Consider the following 18,623-nt stretch of genomic DNA (forward strand, 5'->3'; position numbering starts at 1 on the left):
AGTCTTCAAATAGTTTTCGGCCAAACATGTGGGCGACTGGAGTCCCGAATCATGAACTTTCATAATCTGTCGGAAAAGGCGAAGCTGACTGCCGCGTTCGGTTCGCTTGCGGTCGTCGTGATGATCGTCTCCGGCATATCGCTGATCGCGCTTAACGACGCGAACGAGCGCTTCGCCGGGTTCATCAGCGGCATCAATGCGCGTGCGCAGATGGCCGAGTCGGTGCGAAACGCGGTCAGCGACCGCGCGATTGCAGTGCGTAATCTCGTGCTTGTTTCATCGCCGGCGGATATCGAGGTCGAGAAGGCAGCGGTGCTCGACGCGGAGAAGCGCGTCGAGAGCCGCCTCGACAAATTCAACGCGATGGTGGCCAGCGCGAAAGACATCAGCGAAAACGCGCGCACGCTCGCCGCGGAAATATCGCGTATCGAACAGCTTTATCGGCCCGTCGCGCTCGAGATCGACCGGCTCGCGGCGAGCGGACAGCGCGATGCCGCCATCGCCGACATCGCCAGCAAATGCCGTCCGCTGTTGACCGCATTGACGAAAGCGGCGAACGCGTACCTGGACGCCACGCATGAACGCGCGGTAGAAATGGCGAAGGAGTCGGCCGAGCGCCTGGCGCATGAGCGCAATCTGCTGATTGCCTTCTGCGTTGCCGCGATGGCGCTTGCAATCGGCGCCGGCATCGTCATCACGCGCGGTTTGATGCGTGCGCTTGGCGCCGAACCGGTCGCGCTCGCCGAAGTCACGCGGCGCGTCGCGGAAGGCGATCTGCGCGCGGTGCCTGGCGCCAGCAATGCGCCGGCGGGCAGCGTGCTTGCATCGATGGGCGAAATGCAGTCGAGCCTCGTTCGTCTGATCGGCAACGTTCGCCATGCCGCTGACAGCATCGCGACCGGTTCAAGCCAGATCGCGTCGGGCAACGTCGATCTGTCGTCGCGCACGGAACAGCAGGCGTCGTCCCTTCAGGAGACCGCATCGAGCATGGAAGAACTGACGACCACGGTGAAGCAGAACGCGGAAAACGCGCAGCAGGCGAGCACCTTGTCGGCCAATGCGTCCGACGTGGCGTCGAAGGGCAATGGCGTCGTCGGTGAAATGGTGGGCACGATGGGCGAGATCAGCGAAAACTCAACGCGTATCGCGGAGATCACCGGCATGATCGAAGGCATTGCGTTTCAGACGAATATCCTCGCGCTCAATGCCGCCGTCGAAGCGGCGCGTGCCGGCGAACAGGGCCGCGGCTTCGCCGTGGTGGCAAGCGAAGTGCGCAATCTTGCGCAGCGTTCGTCGAGCGCGGCAAAGGAGATCAAAGATCTGATCAGCACATCCGTGCAGAAGATCCGCGACGGTTCGTCGCTCGCGGACAAGGCCGGCATGACGATGGCCGAAGTCACTCAGGCAGTCGCTCGCGTGACCGACATCATGGGCGAAATCGCGGCGGCCTCTGCGGAACAGAGCCGCGGTATCGAACAGGTCAATCAGGCGATCACGCAGATGGACGAGGTCACGCAACAGAACGCCGCGCTGGTGGAAGAAGCCGCGGCTGCATCAAAGTCGCTCGAAGATCAGGGCTGGCAATTGAATCAGTCGGTGTCGTTCTTCCGTCTCGAAGGCGTATAAAGGCGGCTGCCGAACTACCGCTTCGCGGCGGTGACGAGTTGCAGTGGCGTCTCTATCGTTCGCGATAATTCGCCCTGCTTTCTCTGCTCCGTCACCGCCTTTAGCGCGACGTCCATGCCGAACACCGCTTGCCGGTCGGCGAACTGATTGACGGTGGCGAGTACGTGACCGTCCGCGATCAACGGCTTGATCGCTTCAATCGCGTTATAGCCGGTGATGTACACGCCGCCGGTCCGGCCCGCGTCGCGAACGGCGTCCGCCGCGCCCATTGCCATGTTGTCGTTCGCACATAGCAAGCCGCGAATCTGCGGATGCTGGCCGAGTATTTTCGACGCAATGTCGCGGCCTTTGCCATATTCCCAGTCGCCGGCCTCGGTCGCGACGAGCTGCATGCCCGCCGCGTTCATCGCTTCCTTGTAGCCGGCCGTGCGTTGCTGCGCGTTGCGATCGGCTGCGATGCCTTCGATGATCGCGACCTGATCGCCGGGCTTCAGCCGCTCGACGAGATAGTTCGCCACCAGCATCGCGCCCTTGCGATTGTCGGGGCCGACAAACGGCACAGAGATTTTCGCTGCGTCCTGCAAGGCGTCGTCGAGCGGATTGTCGATGCTGACCACGATGATGCCCGCCTTGATCGCGCGCGCGACCACCGACGTCAATCCTTTCGAGCCCGACGGCGCAATCACGATCGCGTTCATCTTCGCGCGGATCAGGTCCTCGACAATGCGAATCTGTCCCGCCGTGTCGGGCTCCGTCGCGGTTCCGCGCACCGTCAACGCGAATTGCGACGCGTAGTGTTGTTGATAATTTTTGGCCGCGTTCGCCATCGCAGCGGTGAAGGGGTCGCTGAGCGACTTCAGCACGAGCGCGATCTTCGGCATGCCGCCTTCCACGGTTGCCGCGCCGGCCGCACGCGTGAGACCGGCCGCAGCCAGTGCACCGGCGATCAGCACGCGGCGGCGCATTCTCTGCGTCATCGTTTCTCTCCTTCGTGGCGGCGCCCGTCAAGTGCATGAACGCCAACGGATGAACGCGGACCGATAGGACCGCAAACGGCTTGCCTGTTCGACATCAACGAGCTTTCAGCACGAGCAGCTCGGATGCGATCTGCTCGAATAACGGCCGCTTGTCGACGTCTTCGCTCAGGCAACCGTCGCGCAAGCTCGCGAGCTTCACGGCGACGTCTGCTTGCACACGCGAATCGCTCCAGTGGCAGCGGGTCATCAATTCCTCGAGCAGGCAACCATATGCTCTCACTTCGAGACGCTCCAGCGCCACGCCTGCTTCGCGGTTCTCCGTCGAATAGAAAGAAGCCGCGCCGAAGTCTCCTAACAATACACGTGCCTGGCCGTCATGCAGAATGTTATGCGCGTACAGGTCGCCGTGCATGACGCCTCGCCGATGCAAATGACTGGCCGCCGATGCAACGCCGTGCGCCATGTCGACCACGTCTACTGGGTTGAAACGCACGTCGGCCGCGTAGATGTCGCGCGTGCACGATTCGAAGCTCGGCGGCCCTGCCAGATTGCGGTATTGCGGGTCGATCAGTTCCATCACGAGTCCGTGCGCGTTGTCCGGATGGTCCTTCACTTTTCCGGCTACTGCAATCAGGTTGGGATGATCGCCGGATCGAATGCAAGCGGCCATTTCGCAGTCGGGCAAACCATCGCTCGTAACGGCGCCCTTGAACAGCTTGACCGCGACGCGCCGCGCGGTGTTCTCGTGCGTGCGCAGTTCGGCGCGATAGATCACGCCCGAAGCGCCCTCGCCCAATTGCTCATGCAAACGCAGATCGTTCCAGCCAATTTCAGCGATGGGCGTATCGTCCAAAGCCGCCGCTTCGAGTGCTTCGCCAAATGGATTGCCCGCATAAGCGAGCCATGCGAGCCGCGGCATATGAAATAACCATGCCGGCAATTCATCGAGTCGATTGGCGGCAAGCCGCAGCAACTCGAGTCGCGAACACGCGGCCAGTTGTTCGGGAAGAAAGCGCAGACGATTGCCTGCCAGCATCAATTTCTGCAAATGCGTACAGTGACCGATTTCCGGCGGCAATGCGTCGATCTCGTTGTCTGTGAGAATCAGCCAGCGCAGACGCGGCGGCAACGCGTTCCCCGCGACGGTGCGTATGCGATTCGCCTTGAAGCCGATCATGCTCAATTGCGGGCATTGTCCGAGCACCGGCGGCAACTCGGTGAACGGGTTGTTCGACGCAAACAGGATGCGCAGTTTGCGTAGTCGCGCGAAATCGTCGGGCAAGGCGGTGAGCGCGTTGCCGGAAAGATCGAGAACTTCGAGCGTGTCGGCGAGATCGAAAATCTCACGTGGAAATTCGCTGAGCCCGCACGGAAGTTTCAAGTGGCGCGTGCCCGCGAGTTGTCCCGCTCTCAGTTGTTCAAGTGTCGTGGTCACAGTGGTAGAAATATCCGGTGCTGCGGTCCGTCGTGCTGGTAGGGTCGATTTTACTGGGTGACGTGCGGCGCGGCTTGCGTCGTGATGGCGATCGCTCACCGTCTGCTGCACAAATCCTTCATACTTGACGACGAAAATACGCAGGAGCAGACAAGTGACTTACGCCTACAAGCTGATGGATTCTCCGGTCGGCCAATTGAAGCTCGTCGCCCGCGGCGATCGGTTGACCGCCATTCTGTGGGAGAACGACAAGCCGAACCGCGTGCGGCTCGGTGAGTTGGTGCTCGCCGACGATCGGCCGATCCTGCTCGAAACCGAGCGTCAGTTGCACGAGTACTTCGCGGGCAACAGAGACGCGTTCGATCTCGCACTCGACTTTCAGGGCACCGAGTTTCAGAAGAAAGTGTGGGCCGCGTTGTTGACGATCCCATTTGGCCAGACACGTACGTATGCGCAGATCGCCGCGCAGATCGGCAATGTCAACGCCGTGCGTGCAGTGGGTGCCGCCAACGGTCGGAATCCTGTTTCGATTGTGGCGCCGTGCCACCGCGTGATAGGCGCATCCGGCAACCTCACGGGCTTTGCCGGCGGGTTGGCGAACAAGATGCTGTTACTCGCGCTGGAAGCAGGGCAAACGTCGCTTGATGCCGGCGCCGATGTGCAAACGCAAGTCACCGCAGCGACTACCAAAGCCGCCGCAAAACGCTCACGCGCTGCGCCGCCTCGCGGCATGCAGAGTTCGTTGTTCGGCAATTGACGGCATCGGCGGAATGCGTGGCAGAAGCTAGAGACAGGCACGTTCAGAAGTTCGAGAAGAACGCCCGTGCCGCGAGCATGCAAGAGCCCGCAACCAGTTCTCCATGATAAGAACGCAATACCGCTGACGCGCCGCCGTCCGTTGCGCCTGCGGCCACCGCTTGTTTCGAAACGTCGGCCTTCGCGTTCGCAAAACCGCGCTTGAGCGCCGCGAACGAATCGTCGGCTCCGGTGACGGGCGAGTCGACATCCAGCACCGAAGTGAGTCCCGCCGGCACTTTCGCGTTGAGCCAATACGCCTGCTCGATGCGTGCGTTGAAGAAGTACACCATCGGATCGGCGCCGCCTCCGCACAGTAGCACTGGCGCCTTTGGCACCCAGTTGCGCAAATCATTACGCTTGAACGCCTGTCGCAGCGGATGCAGCGGATTTGCCGCGGGCTCAAGGTTCGGCATTGCGTTGGGGAACGCGCCATCAGGATTCGCCTCGGCGTCTTCGAGAAGCGCGCGGCGATAGCTGTTGCGCACGAGATTGGCGTCGCCGAAACCGGCTGCGAATAGCCGTGTCAACGGAGGTGGCGTGAGTGCCGACGATGCGGGCGGCGTCATCGACTGAAACTGCGCGGCAGGTGGCGTGCTGCTGAAAAGATGCGACGGCGGCAACTTTCGCTGCGAGAAAATGGTATCGAGCGATTGCGCGCTCGGCAGCAGTTGTTCGATGTCGGGTGCGTAGGCGGCTTCGAAGAAGTCGTCTGGCTTGCGGTACAGGTTCTTATAGGCATGCTGATAACCGGTCACGACCAATGTCGTGAAGAGCGTCGAGCCGAGACTGACCTGGCCCGCGCTGATGGCGTCGGCAGTAGCGGCAAGCGCATACGGGCCCGAACCTGGCGCGGAGGCTGTCACGCTGACGCCCGCTGCCTGCAGCGCGCGATGCGTTGCGAGCGCAACGAAACCGCCTTGCGAATAGCCGGTGATGAACAGCTTGCCGTTCTCGCGAATTGCTGCCCGTTTGCCTTCGTCGTTGAGCACGACGCGCGCCGCCCGCAGCGAGTCGATCATATCGGCGGACTGCTGGTCGGCGTTCAGATAAGGATGGTACGGAAGATCGGAACCGGCATAGCCCGCATAGTTGCTGGCCGCGACGATGTAGCCGTGAGCGGCGTACATCGCGGCGACGCTGAGGCCTTCGCCCGCGCCGCCGTTCTCCGGGTCGCTTTGCGTCACGTCGGCGAGGTTGTACTTGCGATACGCGGTGGTGCCGTGCGCATACAACATCATGGGACGCGGCCCGCTGCACGTCGCGGACTCGCCGTGCGGGATCATCAGTGCGCCGCTCGCTGTTGCCGGTTCGCCGGCTGCGCCGATGGTGCGATAACGGTAATAGACGATCTGCACGCCGCAAGCAGGCGCGCCCGCCATTTGCATGAGTTGCTGTCCGGAGGGACTTGACGAAAGCAGCTTCGACAACGCTGCAGCATTCAACCGCGAGGTGACCCGATGATCGAGCAGTTGGCCGCGCGCGCGGCATGCTTTATCGCACGACGAGTCGGCTTGCGCTCGGCTGCCCGCGGTCAACGCAATACATGAGAGCAGTGCGAGGGCTGCGATGCGGGTGGGTTGTGGCATGCGGGGTTGCTCCGGGAAGGATTGGCGAGTGGATCGTCGAGACTCGTCGATTGGCGATTCACACGCGTCAATATGCCCGGTTGGGGCTGATGGGACAACATCGTTTGCGGTTTTTGGGTTTGGGCATGGGCGGGGTTGCGTCGTATTAGGCAAGAACAGGCGCGAAACGACGCTCAAATGAAAAGCCCCGCCGAAGCGGGGCGCGCGGTCCACTCTATTGCCTGTCGCTCAACACCTTTCTCACCGCCGCGCAGTCTGGGACCTTGGACGTTTCCATGTCATCGGGACATGCGAGCCATTTATAAAACTCGAGCTCTTGTGTCGCGATCTTCGCGCGGCATGAGGAGACCTGAAAATCCGTGTCCGGCGTGTAATCATTTCGCCATTCATTGAATGAATACGCGATTACGGAACAGTCGGACTTAAGTTTGTCGTTCCAGATCTTATAGTTCTTATCTAGCTCAGCCCGCCCGCCGTCACTAGCGAGCGCTCTTATGCTTCGATACAGCTTTTCCGAGTCGGAAAGAATTTTATCTGCATCCCTTTTTGAGCAGGCCAGAAAATCGTCGCGTGTTTTTGCGTCGTTTTCGCAGGCGGCATTCGCTAATGCCGAAGCTGAAATAAAGATAGCTGTCGTGGCTAGGGCTAGTCTAGTGATCCGCATTATAATCTCCCGAAGCGAATAAGCGACCCTCAGCGCGGCGACGTTTCACAAGCCCGTGCGGTTGCTGCCCGCCTGCCCATGTGTATTCCATGAATTTCGCGGGCACGCGGTCATACTGGCCGGTGTTTACAAGGCCAAGCAGGCCATCATTATGGTGGCGCAAATTGTAAGCGAAATCGACCAATGCATCGTATTCGTACTGAAACAGCGGAACATTTATTTTTTGGTTTACGATTCGCTGCGGATCCCGTAAATCCTGGTGCATTAATTGATGCGCCTGTACGACGGTTATACCGTTCAGAAAAGGAGTTTCAGAGGGTGCGCCCGATATCGGTCCCATGTGGACCAGGTGTCCGAAGCCAATAGTCGTATTTCCTCCGCCGCCCGCACCATCGTTGTCATATAAATGTGCGCGGAAAGCCTCCCACGTCTCAATAAAGCCGATTCCCGCCTGAGATATTTCCCATGGCTTGCACAGCCGGTCAGTCTGCACATTCACACACGAATTGGAATTTGTATTCGTTACCGCTGTTGCAAGTGCGTCGGGCATCAGACCTCCTGCCTGTGACCATAAGTGTTATCGGCGACAAGTGCGACGTTGAGACCGTAGATCGACAACCCGGACGTTGTCCGGATCACATAACCGCCGCGCTCGCAACGTGCGCCAATCGTCGCGAATGCATACGTCCTGCCTTCGCCATCTTCCTGATTCGGCATTCCCATACTCCCAAGAAACCAACGGAAAGACCGGTCGCGTCGCGGCCGGTGACAACGGAGCGATGTTGCGGCCCCGATTGACCATGCTCGCGTGGCACTTGCGCAGTGCGAAATAGGACCGGTCTGAAAAGTTGGGGAACGTGGGACGGGAAGATAACGGCAGTACGCCGTGACGGTTCACTGATTGATTGACGACGAATGCAGCCTGAGATGGCCAGACATTTCGACGGTGGGAGTTTCCCTTGAATAGTCGGGGCCCGCGCAAGGTGGGCTTTGTTGCTGCTGGCCCTATGTCTTCAATAAGGGCGACGATGCGCGACCTCTACGCCAGGTAGTTGTCGCCGATGCCGCACCTGGGCGCCGACCTAAACACACCGCAACCCTGACTCATCCCCCCGACGACCACCCACCGCCGCCAAAAGAATGCCCACCACCGCCGCCAAAGCCCCCGCCCCCGCCTCCGCGGCCAAAGCCTCCGCGCGACGTCACTGCGGCAGCATGCATCGACATTGACGCTCCCGAGCCGCGAGTGAGAATGCGCTGCGCAACAGTGGCCTGCTCGGTGAAAGCAGCGTGCGCGGGAGCCGGCTCGAGCGCCCTCGTCGGATGACCACCGGCATCGTATTTCAACGCAGGCCTCAGCGGTCCTGACTGCGCACTCTGCTGAGTCTGACTACCGTCCCCATGGTAGACCGTGCCCGAACGCGTGTAGTACGGACCGTACCAGTGCGCAATCACACCGGTATGCGAACCTCCCGCGCTTCCCGCCACACCATTCGTTGGTGAGCTGGCGACCGCATCGCTCGCCGGCACGTCAGCGGTCTGCGTAGCGATCGGCGCCTCTCTGCAATCCGCCACCATCGTCCAGTCGGCGAGGCAGTCCTCAAGTGTCTCGTAGCTCGCACGCGTAACCGGCACGCCTTCATCAAGTTCGCTGTCGTCATCGCTGCTGGAGCATGAATGCACAAGTGTGCCGCCAGCCAATGCGGCACAGGCGCCAATCAGCAGCAACTTGGGCAAGCCCGACTTTTTTTGTTGAATGAAGTAAGCACCCGTATGAGCCGGCGCTTTTTGCGCGCGATCAGCCGAGTGAGCAGCCGTCTGAGCCGGCAGCGCGTGTTGCGCGCGTTCACCCAGGCCGAAAGCGGCCACATCGCCACTTTTCCGAAAGAAGTGCGGCACGAAATAGCTGGTGTTTTTCGCGATGGGCCCGGCTTCTTCACGAACGCATAAGCCGCTCGGAACATCGTCGACGATCCACACGCCCAGTGTCGTGTACAACCCGCCGAAGCGCCGCGCGGGGCAATAAGCCTGATACACGAAGCCTTCGTCGCCGTACTGCCCCGGATTGTGAAAGCGGCCCTCCGGCGTAACCAGCGTCAGGCTTTCGCCTTCACGCGAATAGATAGGCTTTGTCGCATGCGGACGTCCGTCAAAAGATGTCTCTTCGAAACTCGCCTCGAGCAAGTTCGGATGTCCCGGAAACAGTTCCCAGAGAATCGGAAGTATCGCCTTGTTCGAAAGCACGGCCTTCCACGGCGGCTCGACCCAATGCATGGTGCCGAGGCCCAATTGCGGACCGTATTCCGACTGCGCCATCCATTCCCACGGATACAGCTTGAAAGCAACCTCGATCCGCTCGTTGTCGGCATCGTAAAAGCGGCCCGCGCTATCGGTGCCGATTTTCATCACGTCCACGAGCTTGACCGACCAGCCCGCCTGGACCGCAGTGTCCATCAGATATTCGACGTTGCACACATCTTCCTGGCTGTCGAACGCGCAGGCGAAGTGAAGCAGTTTCGCTTTCCGATAGTGCTTGCGAATCCAGCGCCAGCGCGCAATAAGCGCTTCGTGCAAGCTATTAAACTGGTCCGCCTTCGGCTGAACGGACTCCCTCCAGGACCACTGCGCGAGGCTCGATTCAATAATGGACGTCGGCGTGTCGGCGTTGTACTCGTACATCTTCGGCACGCCGTGTGCGTCGAGTGTCATATCGAAACGGCCGAACAATGTCGGTTCGTCGCTATCCCACGACTTGCGAATCAATTCGGCGAATTCCGGCGCGATAGCCATACGCGAGAAGCGATCGTGATCGATCACATGCTGCACGGCCTCGAGGCAGCGTGAATTAAGCTCACGCGCGGCCGCGTACAGCGACTCGATCTGAGCCTCGCTGAATTCGTATGCCGCGTCTTCGCGCCAATAGTAAAACGTATTGCGGTCGACTTTGCGCGGCTGGTTATGCTCATCGAGCGAATGAAAGTGAAAGCCAATACGCTCGAGTTCGGTTGGCCAATTAGCGCGTGGGATCTGTTTCGTGCGTTTCATGAACGGGACTTATTGCTCCAGCATGAATTGGTCGAAGACCAGGGAATTGTCGGTCCGGCATGGCGACCAATCCGTGAAATGTGCCGATAACGGCGCCCACGCATGCGCCGCTGCATTCAACACGGTTTGATGATCGAGCGCGTCGGATTCAATGACACCGCGTACCGGGTTCTGCAAGATCCATTGCATTGCAGCCGCAATGCTCGACGCCACCTGCAGGCTCGTTGCGGAGTTATATGGCGCGACGGTCCGTGCGCGGTCTATATCGAGTTGCGAGCCGTACCAGATCGCGCCGTATCGCGGACTCATCAACAGCACGCCGAGTTCGTCCATGCCGGATTCGATGTCGTCCTTCATCACGCGATGCGTCGTGATGCGTCGGGCGGACCGGTCATCGAGCCATTGCATCGACAGACTCGTCGCCTCGGTCGGCCGATACGCATAATAGACAGTCGGCCTGTAAGCAGACTCACCGCGAGACTCGCACGTCAGATATTCGGCGATTGAAATGGACTCATTGTGCGTAATCAATCGTGCATCAAACGGCCCGTGAGTCGGCGACCACGAGCGCACCCATGTGCGGTGTCCGGGTCTATTCAGCGCGATGGCCGCACCGCCGCCATCAGCGTGACGATACGCCGTAGCGGGAAGGCGAGTTTCATGCGTGCCCCAGCCGAGTTCGGCGTCTTGCAGGCATTCAGTGATAAATCCCTCTGGCGACCACGTATTGGCGAATTCGAACGGCTCCGGCGGCCGTGCATGCTGGCTGTCGTATTCGCTCACCTGAACGACGCGAACGTCGAGCGCCCTAGCGAGGCCAGCCCATTGCCCGCGTGTGAACGGCATATCGGCGAGCACATCGGCCCTTCGTGCGAGCCGAAGCAACGCCTCCTTCACGAGCGCCGACACGAACCCCGGATTTGCGCCATGCGCGACCAATGCGGTAGCACGGTTTTCACGGCCTTTTGCAAACTTCAGCAAGCGAACTCTGAGCGCATGGTTAGTGAGAAACGATGAATCGTGCTCTTCATAAGCCCACGGTTCGATCCCACTATCGAGATAAAAGGCGCCGCAGTTCTGAGCCAACTCGATGAGATCGCAACTGCTTACGCTCGGCGCGAGATTAAGGATAAATCCGCCAGGCGAAAGCTTCGGCCCAAGCAACGAAATGTAATTCGACTCGCTAACCGTCGCCTCGACCGCTTTCAACTTATGCCGCCGTATGATCGACAGACGCGCTTCGTCCAGCACCCTGTCCACGACGACGATAGGTACTGACGGAAACACGCGTTCGAGCAAAGGCAAAACCGCTTGACCGATGCAGCCGAAGCCGACGATCAGGATTTCTGTAGGAACCATTTTTCTAGTTGTGGGCCGGCCCGATATAAGCGAAGACAACCATCTTAATCGCTCATCATGCCGGATGAACAGACGAAGTCAACTGCGAGAAGTTTCCCGTGCAAGGTTCGCTATTTACTGCGCATAACCGGCGAAATTTCTGAGCGCGCCGTAAGGCGCATCCTCGCTCGCTTCATCCGATCGTGTTAAAAACAATTCGCAACACCACCTTCCCCAATCACAAAGCCCGAAGTCGCGAACCCGCCCACTTGCTTTTCCCCGCCCGCCCCGCCGCCAAACCCGCCGCCTCCCCACGCCCATCCGACTGAACCTGGAACGTATGAATCGACGCCTCCAGCAGCCTCGCCTGCTCGGTCAACGTCTGCGCGACCGCGGCGGCCTGCTCGACGAGCGCGGCGTTCTGTTGCGTCACGCTGTCCATCTGCGAGACCGCGTCGCCGACCTGATCGATGCCCGCGCTCTGCTCCGACGCAGCCGCGGCGATGTCGCGCATCACGCCCGAGAGCCTTCCAATCGCCTCGCTCGCCGCCTGAATCGTGGTGCCGGTTTTGTCGACCAGTTCGACGCCATTCTCGACGCGTCCCACCGCGCGGCTGATCAGCGTGCGGATTTCCTTCGCGGCGGCCGCGCTGCGCTGCGCCAGCGTGCGCACCTCGCCCGCCACCACCGCGAAGCCGCGCCCTTCGTCGCCCGCGCGAGCCGCTTCGACGGCTGCGTTCAGCGCGAGAATATTGGTCTGAAAGGCAATGCCTTCGATCACCGAGATGATCTCCACCATCTTGTGCGATTCCGTCGATATTTCCTGCATCGTTGACACCGCTTCGGCCGCCATCTGTCCGCCATGCGTGACGATCTGCTCGGCGCTCGCCGTCAGTTCGCTCGCCGTCTGCGCGTTCTCCGACGTCTGCCGGACCATCGCGGTCATCTGCTCCATGCTGGCCGCGGTCTCTTCGAGCGAAGCGGCCTGGCTCTCCGTCCGCGCGGACAGATCCGTATTACCGGCGGCAATCTCGCGCGCGCCCGTCGCGACCTTGTCGGCCGCGCCGCTGATCTGCACGATGGTGTTCGCAAGCGCGTCGCGCATCTGCCGCATGGTGTGCAAAAGGCTCGAATCGTCGCCGGTGCGAATGTCGATCGGAATGACGAGATTGCCTTGGGCGATTTCACCGGCGACATGCGCGACGTAGGCCGGGTCGCCGCCAATCGTGCGTTGAATGCTGCGATTCGTGAACGCGACGAGCGCGGACAGCAGCAGCGCCACCGAGGCGAACATGCCGCCAAGCACATAGAGCGACTGCATGAACGCGGCGTCGATATCATCGACATAAGCGCCGGTCGCGATGATCCAGTCCCACGGCGCGTAACGCACGACGTAACCGATCTTGCCGACCGCGGCGGACGGCGGATTGCCTGGATGCGGAAACACATAATCGACGAAGCCGCCCTCCGGCGCCTGCGCCACCGAGGCGAAGGTCACGTAGTGATGACGGCCGTCGGCATCCTCGACGCCCGCAAGGTCCTTGCCGTTCGTCGCGGGTTTCATCGCGTGCATGATCATGCGCGGCTTCGAATCGAGCACGAGGAAGTAGCCGTCCTCGCCGTAACGCACGTTGCGCAGACGCTCGAGCGCCTGCTTGCGCGCGTCGGCCTCGCTCAGCGCCCCGCTTTGCGCGAGCGACGCGTACTCCTTCACGATGCTGAGCCCGACGTGGCCCACGTTCACGAGGTCGTGCTTGCGCTCTTCGATGCGCGTCTCGCGCGACAACCACGCCGCCGACACCGACACGGCGAGCAGCGCGAGCAGGCTGACGACGAGCGGCAACCAGAGCTTTTGCTTGAAATTCAATCGGTGCATGCTCACGTCCCTGTTTCGTCCGGTTCAGGAAGGTCGATGACCGGCTGCACGAACCGCCGATGATTCCGGCCGCCATGCCGCATCACACGACCACTCGACCTGTTTATCGGCAGCGACAAGGGCGGCATGTGTAGAGACAAACCCTTTCGGTGCGCGCCCTCAGTTGAAAGCGCGCATTGCCGCGGACGCGACGCAAGCCGCTCGACGTTTTCGCATGAAGCAAACCCTTAAGTTCCATCAAGCGCTGTCGTTTACATGGCATGCGGCGGTTATTCGATATTCGCGTCGCATATGGAAACGTCAACAGTTCGCTCATCCGGCAGTTTCTTTACCGGATAAGAACATTAAAAAATAGTCCCTACTCGAAATGAAAAAACTCTTCGCCAGTTTCGCTATTGCCGGCACTTTGCTGACTACGGGTTGCGCAACTGTTGCGCCAATGTCGCCGACCACGGCCATGAGCTCCGTCGATACGAGCAAAAACTCCTACGCGTTGATGACGGTGACGCTTAAAAACGCTTATCACACGAGCTATCAGCCGAGTCCCATCGTCGTGCACATGGAGCGCGGCGCCGCGGATAGCCGCGCCGACCGCCTCAATTTCAAGTTCGACGATCAGGCGACCACGACGAGCGACAACGGTAATCACTATTTCGTCCGAATTCCGCTCGCGCCCGGAAAATATGTGATGCGCGGCATCACCGGACAAAGCGGCATATTCCCATTTCACGGCATGTTCTTTACGCCGCTTCACGAAACCGTGGAAATCAAACCGAATTCGATTGTGTACCTTGGCCACGTCGACGCCACCGTGGTCGAACGCAAGGACGGTGAGTTGCGCGCGGGGCCGGTTATTCCACTAATCGATCAGGCAGCAACCGGCTTTAGCGGCGGCACCTGGGATATTCGCGTCAGCGACGAGTTCGATCAGGACGTGGCGGAATTCAAAAAGGATTTCCCCGCGCTGACGAACGCTTCGATCGAGCGCGAAGTTCTCCCCGCGTGGGACAAGCAGAAAGCGACCGAATGGTGGGCCAATCACTAAAGCCTTTGCCTGATCGATGAACCGCGTGCGAGCGCGCTGCTGGTTTGATGCGCTCGCACGCTTTCCTCTGCACAAAAACCCACCACCAATAGTTTCAATTAAGGGCTAACCCGTATAATGACGAAGTGGTCAGACAACTCGGCTCACGGTTGTCTCGATCTCGCGCGGTCCCGCGCTCCATCGTCAATCGTTCTCCTGCCCAGATCCGTGACTACCACTGCCGCTGCTGCCGCGCTGCCCTTCCGGAACGCCCTCTTCGCGATGCTCGGCATCGGTCTCGTCAACATGCTGGTCGCGCTCGATCAAACGGTCGTCAGTACCGCGCTGCCGTCGATCGTCGCGGAACTGCACGGCTTCGAGTACTACGCGTGGATTGCGAGCGCGTATCTGCTGGCGTCGGTCGTGACCGTGCCAGTGTTCGGGCGCCTCGGCGATTACTTCGGCCGCAAGCGCTTCGTGATCGCCGCGGTCATCACGTTCACGGTGGCTTCCGTGCTGTGCGGCGTCGCGAACGACATGCTGTTTCTCGTGATCGCGCGCGGCCTGCAAGGCGTGGGCGGCGGCATGATGGTCGGCACGGCGTTCGCGTCGATACCGGACCTGTTCCCCGATCCGCGCGCCCGCGTGCGCTGGCAAGTGGTGATGGCCGCGGCCTACGGCATCGGCACCGCCGCCGGGCCGTCGCTTGGCGGCTGGATGAGCGAGCATCTCGGCTGGCGCTCCACGTTTCTGATCAATCTGCCGGTGGGCGCCGCGGCGCTGTACTTCATCTGGGCGCATCTGCCGAGCTTTCAGCGTCCGCATGAAGGCGAAGTCAAGATCGACTGGCTCGGCGCCGGACTGGTGGCGGCTGTGTTGGGCGGCCTTCAGGCGTTTATCGAAGCCGTGCCGAAAGACGGCCTGACCGCCGGCAACGTGACGCTCGCCGTCTGCGTGGTCGTCGGCGCGATCGCGTTGTTCGTGTGCGAGAAGCGCGCCACGCATCCCATCATTCCGCTCGATCTCTTCAAGGACTCGCAGCTCGTCACGCTGTTCACGCTCGGCATGCTGTCGGGCTTCGTGATGTTCTCGCTGATCTTTTTTGCGCCGCTGCTGCTGCAAGGCGGGTTTGGTCTTTCGCCGCAACAGGCCGGGTTGCTCGCCACGCCGATTGCCGCGTGTATCGCGCTTGGCAGCGTGCTGAATACACGCATCGTCATTCACATGAAGAAGCCGACGCGCATCCTTTCCATTGGCTTCGGGCTGCTGTTGTTCGCGTCCGTCGGCATTGCGTTCGCGAACGCGGATACGCCGCATCTATGGCTTGAATTGCCGATGGCCGCGGTCGGCGTCGGCCTCGGCTTCATCCTCAACAATCTGAATGTGTTCGGCCAGGAGATTGCGGGCCGCGAGCGCTTCGGCATCACGACTGCGCTGTTGCAGTCCACGCGAATGGTCGGCGGCATGTTGGGCACGAGCATCGTGGCGACTGTCGTGCAGCATCACTATCGCGATGTGGTCACGCGCACGATGAGCGTGCTCGGCGAGCCGGCGGCTTCGCAATGGCGGCCGCGTTTCGTCGATCTGCGGATTCTGATCGACGACGCTTCGCGCCTGAAGCTGATCGCCGACATGAAGCCGTCGGGGCTCAACACGCTCGCATTGATCGACACGGCGCGCGATGCGCTCGTGCAGTCGATTCACATCGGCGTATGGCTGACGGCCGTCGCGGCGCTTGCCGCCGCATTGCTCGTGCAGCGGATTTCGCATGTCGTGTTCCGCCGCGGTTGAACGTTGGCTCGATGCATAAGCATCGCGCTTTGTGCCTCGAGCTGGCGGAACACGTGGCCCGCCTTACTGCGGGCCGAGCTTCCTGATCAGCGCGTCGAGCTGCGCGAGTTCTTCTTCGGTGAGATCGGTCAGCGGGGCGCGCACAGGACCGGCGTCGCGCCCGACGAGTTTCGCGCCCGCCTTCACGATACTCACCGCATAACCCGCGCGACGATTGCGAATCGCCAGATACGGCAGGAAGAATTCATCGATCAGGCGCGACGTGGTCGCGTGATCGTCCGCGGCAATCGCGCGATAGAACTGCATCGCGGTCTTCGGAATGAAGTTGAACACCGCCGACGAATACACCGGCACGCCGAGCGCCTTATACGCAGCGGCATAAACTTCCGCGGTCGGCAGGCCGCCGAGATACGAGAAGCGATCGCCAAGACGACGGCGAATCGTCACCATCGCTTCGATCTCGCCGACGCCGTCCTTGAAGCCGATCAGGTTCGGGCAGCGATCCGCGAGCCGTTCAAGCATGTCCGCGTTCAGCTTCGAATTCGCGCGGTTGTACACGATCACGCCCATGTTCTTCACCGCGTTGCACACCTGCTCGACGTGCGCGGCAATGCCTTCCTGCGAAGCCTCGGTCAGATAATGCGGCATCAGCAGCACGCCGCTCGCGCCGAGGCGCTCCGCTTCCTTCGCATATTCGATCGCCACGCGCGTCGGGCCGCCTGCGCCCGCGAGAATCGGCACCTTGCCTTTGCAGGTCTCGGTCGCCGTGCGGATCACGTTCGTGTAGTCGGTCTTGGTGAGCGAAAAGAATTCGCCCGTGCCGCCCGCCGCGAACAGCGCGGTCGCGCCATACGGCGCCAGCCATTCGAGCCGCTCGGCGTACGTGTCGGCGCGGAAGTCGCCTTGCGCGTCGAAGTCAGTGACGGGAAAAGACAACAGGCCTTCGGATACGATCGCTTTGAGTTCTTGCGGTGAAGTCATGATTGGGTTGCGTGAAGATCGTCAATAGTGGAATGAGCGCGCCGCTCGTTCGCGTAGTTCACGTGGTTCGCGTGGCGCGCAGGCACGCATCAGCGCACGAGGCACGGACGCTTGTTGTCGAATGTCCAATTAGGAATCAGGTACTGCATCGCAACGCCGTCATCGCGCGCGCCCAAGCCGTGCTGCTGATAAAGCGCGTGCGCTTTCTCGAGTTCGTCCATATCCACTTCGACGCCGAGGCCGGGCTTCTGCGGCACCTTCACCTTGCCGCCGACAATCTGCAACGGCTCGCGCGTCAAACGCTGGCCGTCTTGCCAGATCCAGTGCGTGTCGATCGCCGTGATCTTGCCGGGCGCGGCGGCCGCGACCTGCGTGAACATCGCGAGCGAGATGTCGAAGTGGTTGTTCGAATGCGAGCCCCACGTGAGGCCCCAGTCGTTGCACATCTGCGCGACGCGCACCGAGCCTTGCATGGTCCAGAAGTGCGGATCGGCAAGCGGAATGTCCACGGACTGCAACTGGATCGCGTGACCCATCTGGCGCCAGTCGGTTGCGATCATGTTGGTCGCCGTCGGCAAGCCCGTCGCGCGGCGGAATTCGGCCATCACTTCGCGGCCGGAATAGCCGTTCTCCGCGCCGCACGGGTCTTCTGCATACGCGAGCACGTCGTGTTTGTCGCGGCACAGGCGCACGGCTTCGGCGAGCGACCACGCGCCGTTCGGGTCCAACGTGACGCGCGCGTTCGGGAAGCGTTCGGCGAGCGCGGTCACGGCTTCGATTTCGGCGTCGCCCGACAGCACGCCGCCCTTCAGCTTGAAGTCGTTAAAGCCATAGCGCGCTTGCGCGGCTTCGGCGAGGCGCACCACCGCTTCCGGCGTCAGCGCTTCTTCAGTGCGCAGGCGCTCCCAGTCGTCGCGGCCGTCGGCGCCGCTTGAGTACGGCAGGTCCGTCTTCTTGCGATCGCCGATATAGAACAGATAGCCGAGCATTTCCACTTCGTCGCGTTGCTGGCCTTCGCCGAGCAGCGCCGCAACCGGCACGCCGAGATGCTGACCGAGCAGATCGAGCAACGCTGCTTCGAGCGCGGTCACCGCGTGAATCGTGGTGCGCAGATCGAACGTCTGCAAACCGCGGCCGCCGGCATCGCGGTCGGCGAACTGCGTGCGCACTTTGTTCAGGATAGCTTGCAAATTACCGATCGACTGGCCGACGACGAACGGACGCGCATCGTCGATCGTCTTGCGGATATTCTCGCCGCCCGGCACTTCACCCACGCCGACACGACCGGCGCTGTCGCGCAGGATCACGACGTTGCGCGTGAAGAACGGACCGTGCGCGCCGCTCAGATTCATCAGCATGCTGTCGCGGCCCGCAACGGGCACGACGCGAAGTCCGGTGACGGTGGGCGTATCGTTTGAATTCGAAGGTTTCGTGGACATATCAACTGGACCTGGTAAGTGAATGGGCCTGACGGTGACGAGC

Annotated in this window: 15 protein-coding genes; 4 read left to right on the top strand and 11 right to left on the bottom strand. The window is 61.1% G+C overall.

Translation table 11 applies throughout. From position 1 onward, the window contains the following. The first annotated feature begins 51 nt into the window (after positions 1 to 51). Positions 52 to 1,626 (top strand): methyl-accepting chemotaxis protein, encoded by a 1,575-nt coding sequence (locus tag C8K18_RS06310; RefSeq protein ID WP_107706977.1) that lies wholly within the window; start codon positions 52 to 54, stop codon positions 1,624 to 1,626. A 14-nt stretch (positions 1,627 to 1,640) separates the two neighbouring features. Here C8K18_RS06310 and C8K18_RS06315 read toward each other — a convergent pair whose 3' ends face one another. Both C8K18_RS06315 and C8K18_RS06320 read right to left on the bottom strand, forming a co-directional pair. Next, positions 1,641 to 2,603 carry a substrate-binding domain-containing protein gene (locus C8K18_RS06315; RefSeq protein WP_006047189.1) on the bottom strand — a complete coding sequence of 321 codons (963 nt, stop codon included), beginning with the start codon at positions 2,601 to 2,603 and terminating at the stop codon, positions 1,641 to 1,643. Between the two features lie 94 nt (positions 2,604 to 2,697). Next, positions 2,698 to 4,038, bottom strand: a complete 1,341-nt coding sequence (locus C8K18_RS06320) for a leucine-rich repeat-containing protein kinase family protein (protein WP_006047190.1) — start codon at positions 4,036 to 4,038, stop codon at positions 2,698 to 2,700. 154 nt (positions 4,039 to 4,192) lie between these two features. Here C8K18_RS06320 and C8K18_RS06325 point away from each other — a divergent pair, with 154 nt between their 5' ends. Then, positions 4,193 to 4,795 (top strand): methylated-DNA--[protein]-cysteine S-methyltransferase, encoded by a 603-nt coding sequence (locus tag C8K18_RS06325; RefSeq protein WP_107706978.1) that lies wholly within the window; start codon positions 4,193 to 4,195, stop codon positions 4,793 to 4,795. 43 nt (positions 4,796 to 4,838) lie between these two features. On the opposite strand, the gene C8K18_RS06330 is transcribed toward C8K18_RS06325, so the two are convergent. The 7 genes from C8K18_RS06330 to C8K18_RS06355 form a co-directional block, all read right to left on the bottom strand. Next, positions 4,839 to 6,422 (bottom strand): S9 family peptidase, encoded by a 1,584-nt coding sequence (locus tag C8K18_RS06330; protein ID WP_107706979.1) that lies wholly within the window; start codon positions 6,420 to 6,422, stop codon positions 4,839 to 4,841. 214 nt (positions 6,423 to 6,636) lie between these two features. Continuing rightward, positions 6,637 to 7,086: a hypothetical protein gene (locus C8K18_RS06335; RefSeq protein WP_107706980.1), complete on the bottom strand. Its 450-nt coding sequence runs from the start codon at positions 7,084 to 7,086 to the stop codon at positions 6,637 to 6,639. Then, positions 7,073 to 7,636, bottom strand: a complete 564-nt coding sequence (locus tag C8K18_RS06340) for a lysozyme (RefSeq protein WP_107706981.1) — start codon at positions 7,634 to 7,636, stop codon at positions 7,073 to 7,075. The genes C8K18_RS06335 and C8K18_RS06340 overlap by 14 nt, the downstream gene beginning before the upstream one ends. After that, the gene (locus C8K18_RS33240; protein ID WP_165919799.1) at positions 7,636 to 7,803 is read right to left on the bottom strand and encodes a hypothetical protein; all 168 of its coding nucleotides are present in this window, start codon (positions 7,801 to 7,803) and stop codon (positions 7,636 to 7,638) included. The genes C8K18_RS06340 and C8K18_RS33240 overlap by 1 nt, the downstream gene beginning before the upstream one ends. Before the next feature lie 387 nt (positions 7,804 to 8,190). Beyond that, on the bottom strand, positions 8,191 to 10,131 hold the full coding sequence (locus C8K18_RS06345; protein ID WP_107706982.1) for a glutathionylspermidine synthase family protein: 1,941 nt from the start codon (positions 10,129 to 10,131) through the stop codon (positions 8,191 to 8,193). A 9-nt stretch (positions 10,132 to 10,140) separates the two neighbouring features. Then, positions 10,141 to 11,490, bottom strand: a complete 1,350-nt coding sequence (locus C8K18_RS06350; RefSeq protein ID WP_107706983.1) for a saccharopine dehydrogenase C-terminal domain-containing protein — start codon at positions 11,488 to 11,490, stop codon at positions 10,141 to 10,143. 217 nt (positions 11,491 to 11,707) lie between these two features. Further along, a complete protein-coding gene (locus tag C8K18_RS06355; protein ID WP_029966976.1) occupies positions 11,708 to 13,345 on the bottom strand; it encodes a methyl-accepting chemotaxis protein in 1,638 nt (545 codons plus the stop codon). A 457-nt stretch (positions 13,346 to 13,802) separates the two neighbouring features. Between C8K18_RS06355 and C8K18_RS06360 the strand changes: the two genes are divergently transcribed. Together C8K18_RS06360 and C8K18_RS06365 are read left to right on the top strand one after the other, a co-directional pair. Continuing rightward, on the top strand, positions 13,803 to 14,390 hold the full coding sequence (locus tag C8K18_RS06360; RefSeq protein ID WP_232292224.1) for a hypothetical protein: 588 nt from the start codon (positions 13,803 to 13,805) through the stop codon (positions 14,388 to 14,390). Positions 14,391 to 14,651: 261 nt separating this feature from the next. Next, a complete protein-coding gene (locus C8K18_RS06365; protein WP_006047195.1) occupies positions 14,652 to 16,160 on the top strand; it encodes an MFS transporter in 1,509 nt (502 codons plus the stop codon). A 63-nt stretch (positions 16,161 to 16,223) separates the two neighbouring features. On the opposite strand, the gene kdgD is transcribed toward C8K18_RS06365, so the two are convergent. Both kdgD and gudD read right to left on the bottom strand, forming a co-directional pair. Then, a complete protein-coding gene (gene kdgD, locus C8K18_RS06370) occupies positions 16,224 to 17,141 on the bottom strand; it encodes a 5-dehydro-4-deoxyglucarate dehydratase (protein WP_006047196.1) in 918 nt (305 codons plus the stop codon). Between the two features lie 89 nt (positions 17,142 to 17,230). Further along, a complete protein-coding gene (gudD, locus tag C8K18_RS06375; RefSeq protein WP_107706984.1) occupies positions 17,231 to 18,580 on the bottom strand; it encodes a glucarate dehydratase in 1,350 nt (449 codons plus the stop codon). Positions 18,581 to 18,623: the final 43 nt, after the last annotated feature.

This window comes from Paraburkholderia sp. GV068, from assembly GCF_003058125.1.
Taxonomy (GTDB): Bacteria; Pseudomonadota; Gammaproteobacteria; order Burkholderiales; family Burkholderiaceae; genus Paraburkholderia; species Paraburkholderia graminis.

Bases quoted from the DNA above. Each gene is read 5' to 3' on its own strand.
- C8K18_RS06345 (WP_107706982.1), bottom strand. From the start codon at position 10,131: ATGAAACGCACGAAACAGATCCCACGCGCTAATTGGCCAACCGAACTC.
- C8K18_RS06365 (WP_006047195.1), top strand. From the start codon at position 14,652: ATGCTCGGCATCGGTCTCGTCAACATGCTGGTCGCGCTCGATCAAACG.
- C8K18_RS33240 (WP_165919799.1), bottom strand. From the start codon at position 7,803: ATGCCGAATCAGGAAGATGGCGAAGGCAGGACGTATGCATTCGCGACG.
- C8K18_RS06355 (WP_029966976.1), bottom strand. From the start codon at position 13,345: ATGCACCGATTGAATTTCAAGCAAAAGCTCTGGTTGCCGCTCGTCGTC.
- C8K18_RS06315 (WP_006047189.1), bottom strand. From the start codon at position 2,603: ATGACGCAGAGAATGCGCCGCCGCGTGCTGATCGCCGGTGCACTGGCT.
- C8K18_RS06330 (WP_107706979.1), bottom strand. From the start codon at position 6,422: ATGCCACAACCCACCCGCATCGCAGCCCTCGCACTGCTCTCATGTATT.
- gudD (WP_107706984.1), bottom strand. From the start codon at position 18,580: ATGTCCACGAAACCTTCGAATTCAAACGATACGCCCACCGTCACCGGA.
- C8K18_RS06360 (WP_232292224.1), top strand. From the start codon at position 13,803: ATGAGCTCCGTCGATACGAGCAAAAACTCCTACGCGTTGATGACGGTG.
- kdgD (WP_006047196.1), bottom strand. From the start codon at position 17,141: ATGACTTCACCGCAAGAACTCAAAGCGATCGTATCCGAAGGCCTGTTG.
- C8K18_RS06335 (WP_107706980.1), bottom strand. From the start codon at position 7,086: ATGCGGATCACTAGACTAGCCCTAGCCACGACAGCTATCTTTATTTCA.
- C8K18_RS06350 (WP_107706983.1), bottom strand. From the start codon at position 11,490: ATGGTTCCTACAGAAATCCTGATCGTCGGCTTCGGCTGCATCGGTCAA.
- C8K18_RS06310 (WP_107706977.1), top strand. From the start codon at position 52: ATGAACTTTCATAATCTGTCGGAAAAGGCGAAGCTGACTGCCGCGTTC.
- C8K18_RS06340 (WP_107706981.1), bottom strand. From the start codon at position 7,636: ATGCCCGACGCACTTGCAACAGCGGTAACGAATACAAATTCCAATTCG.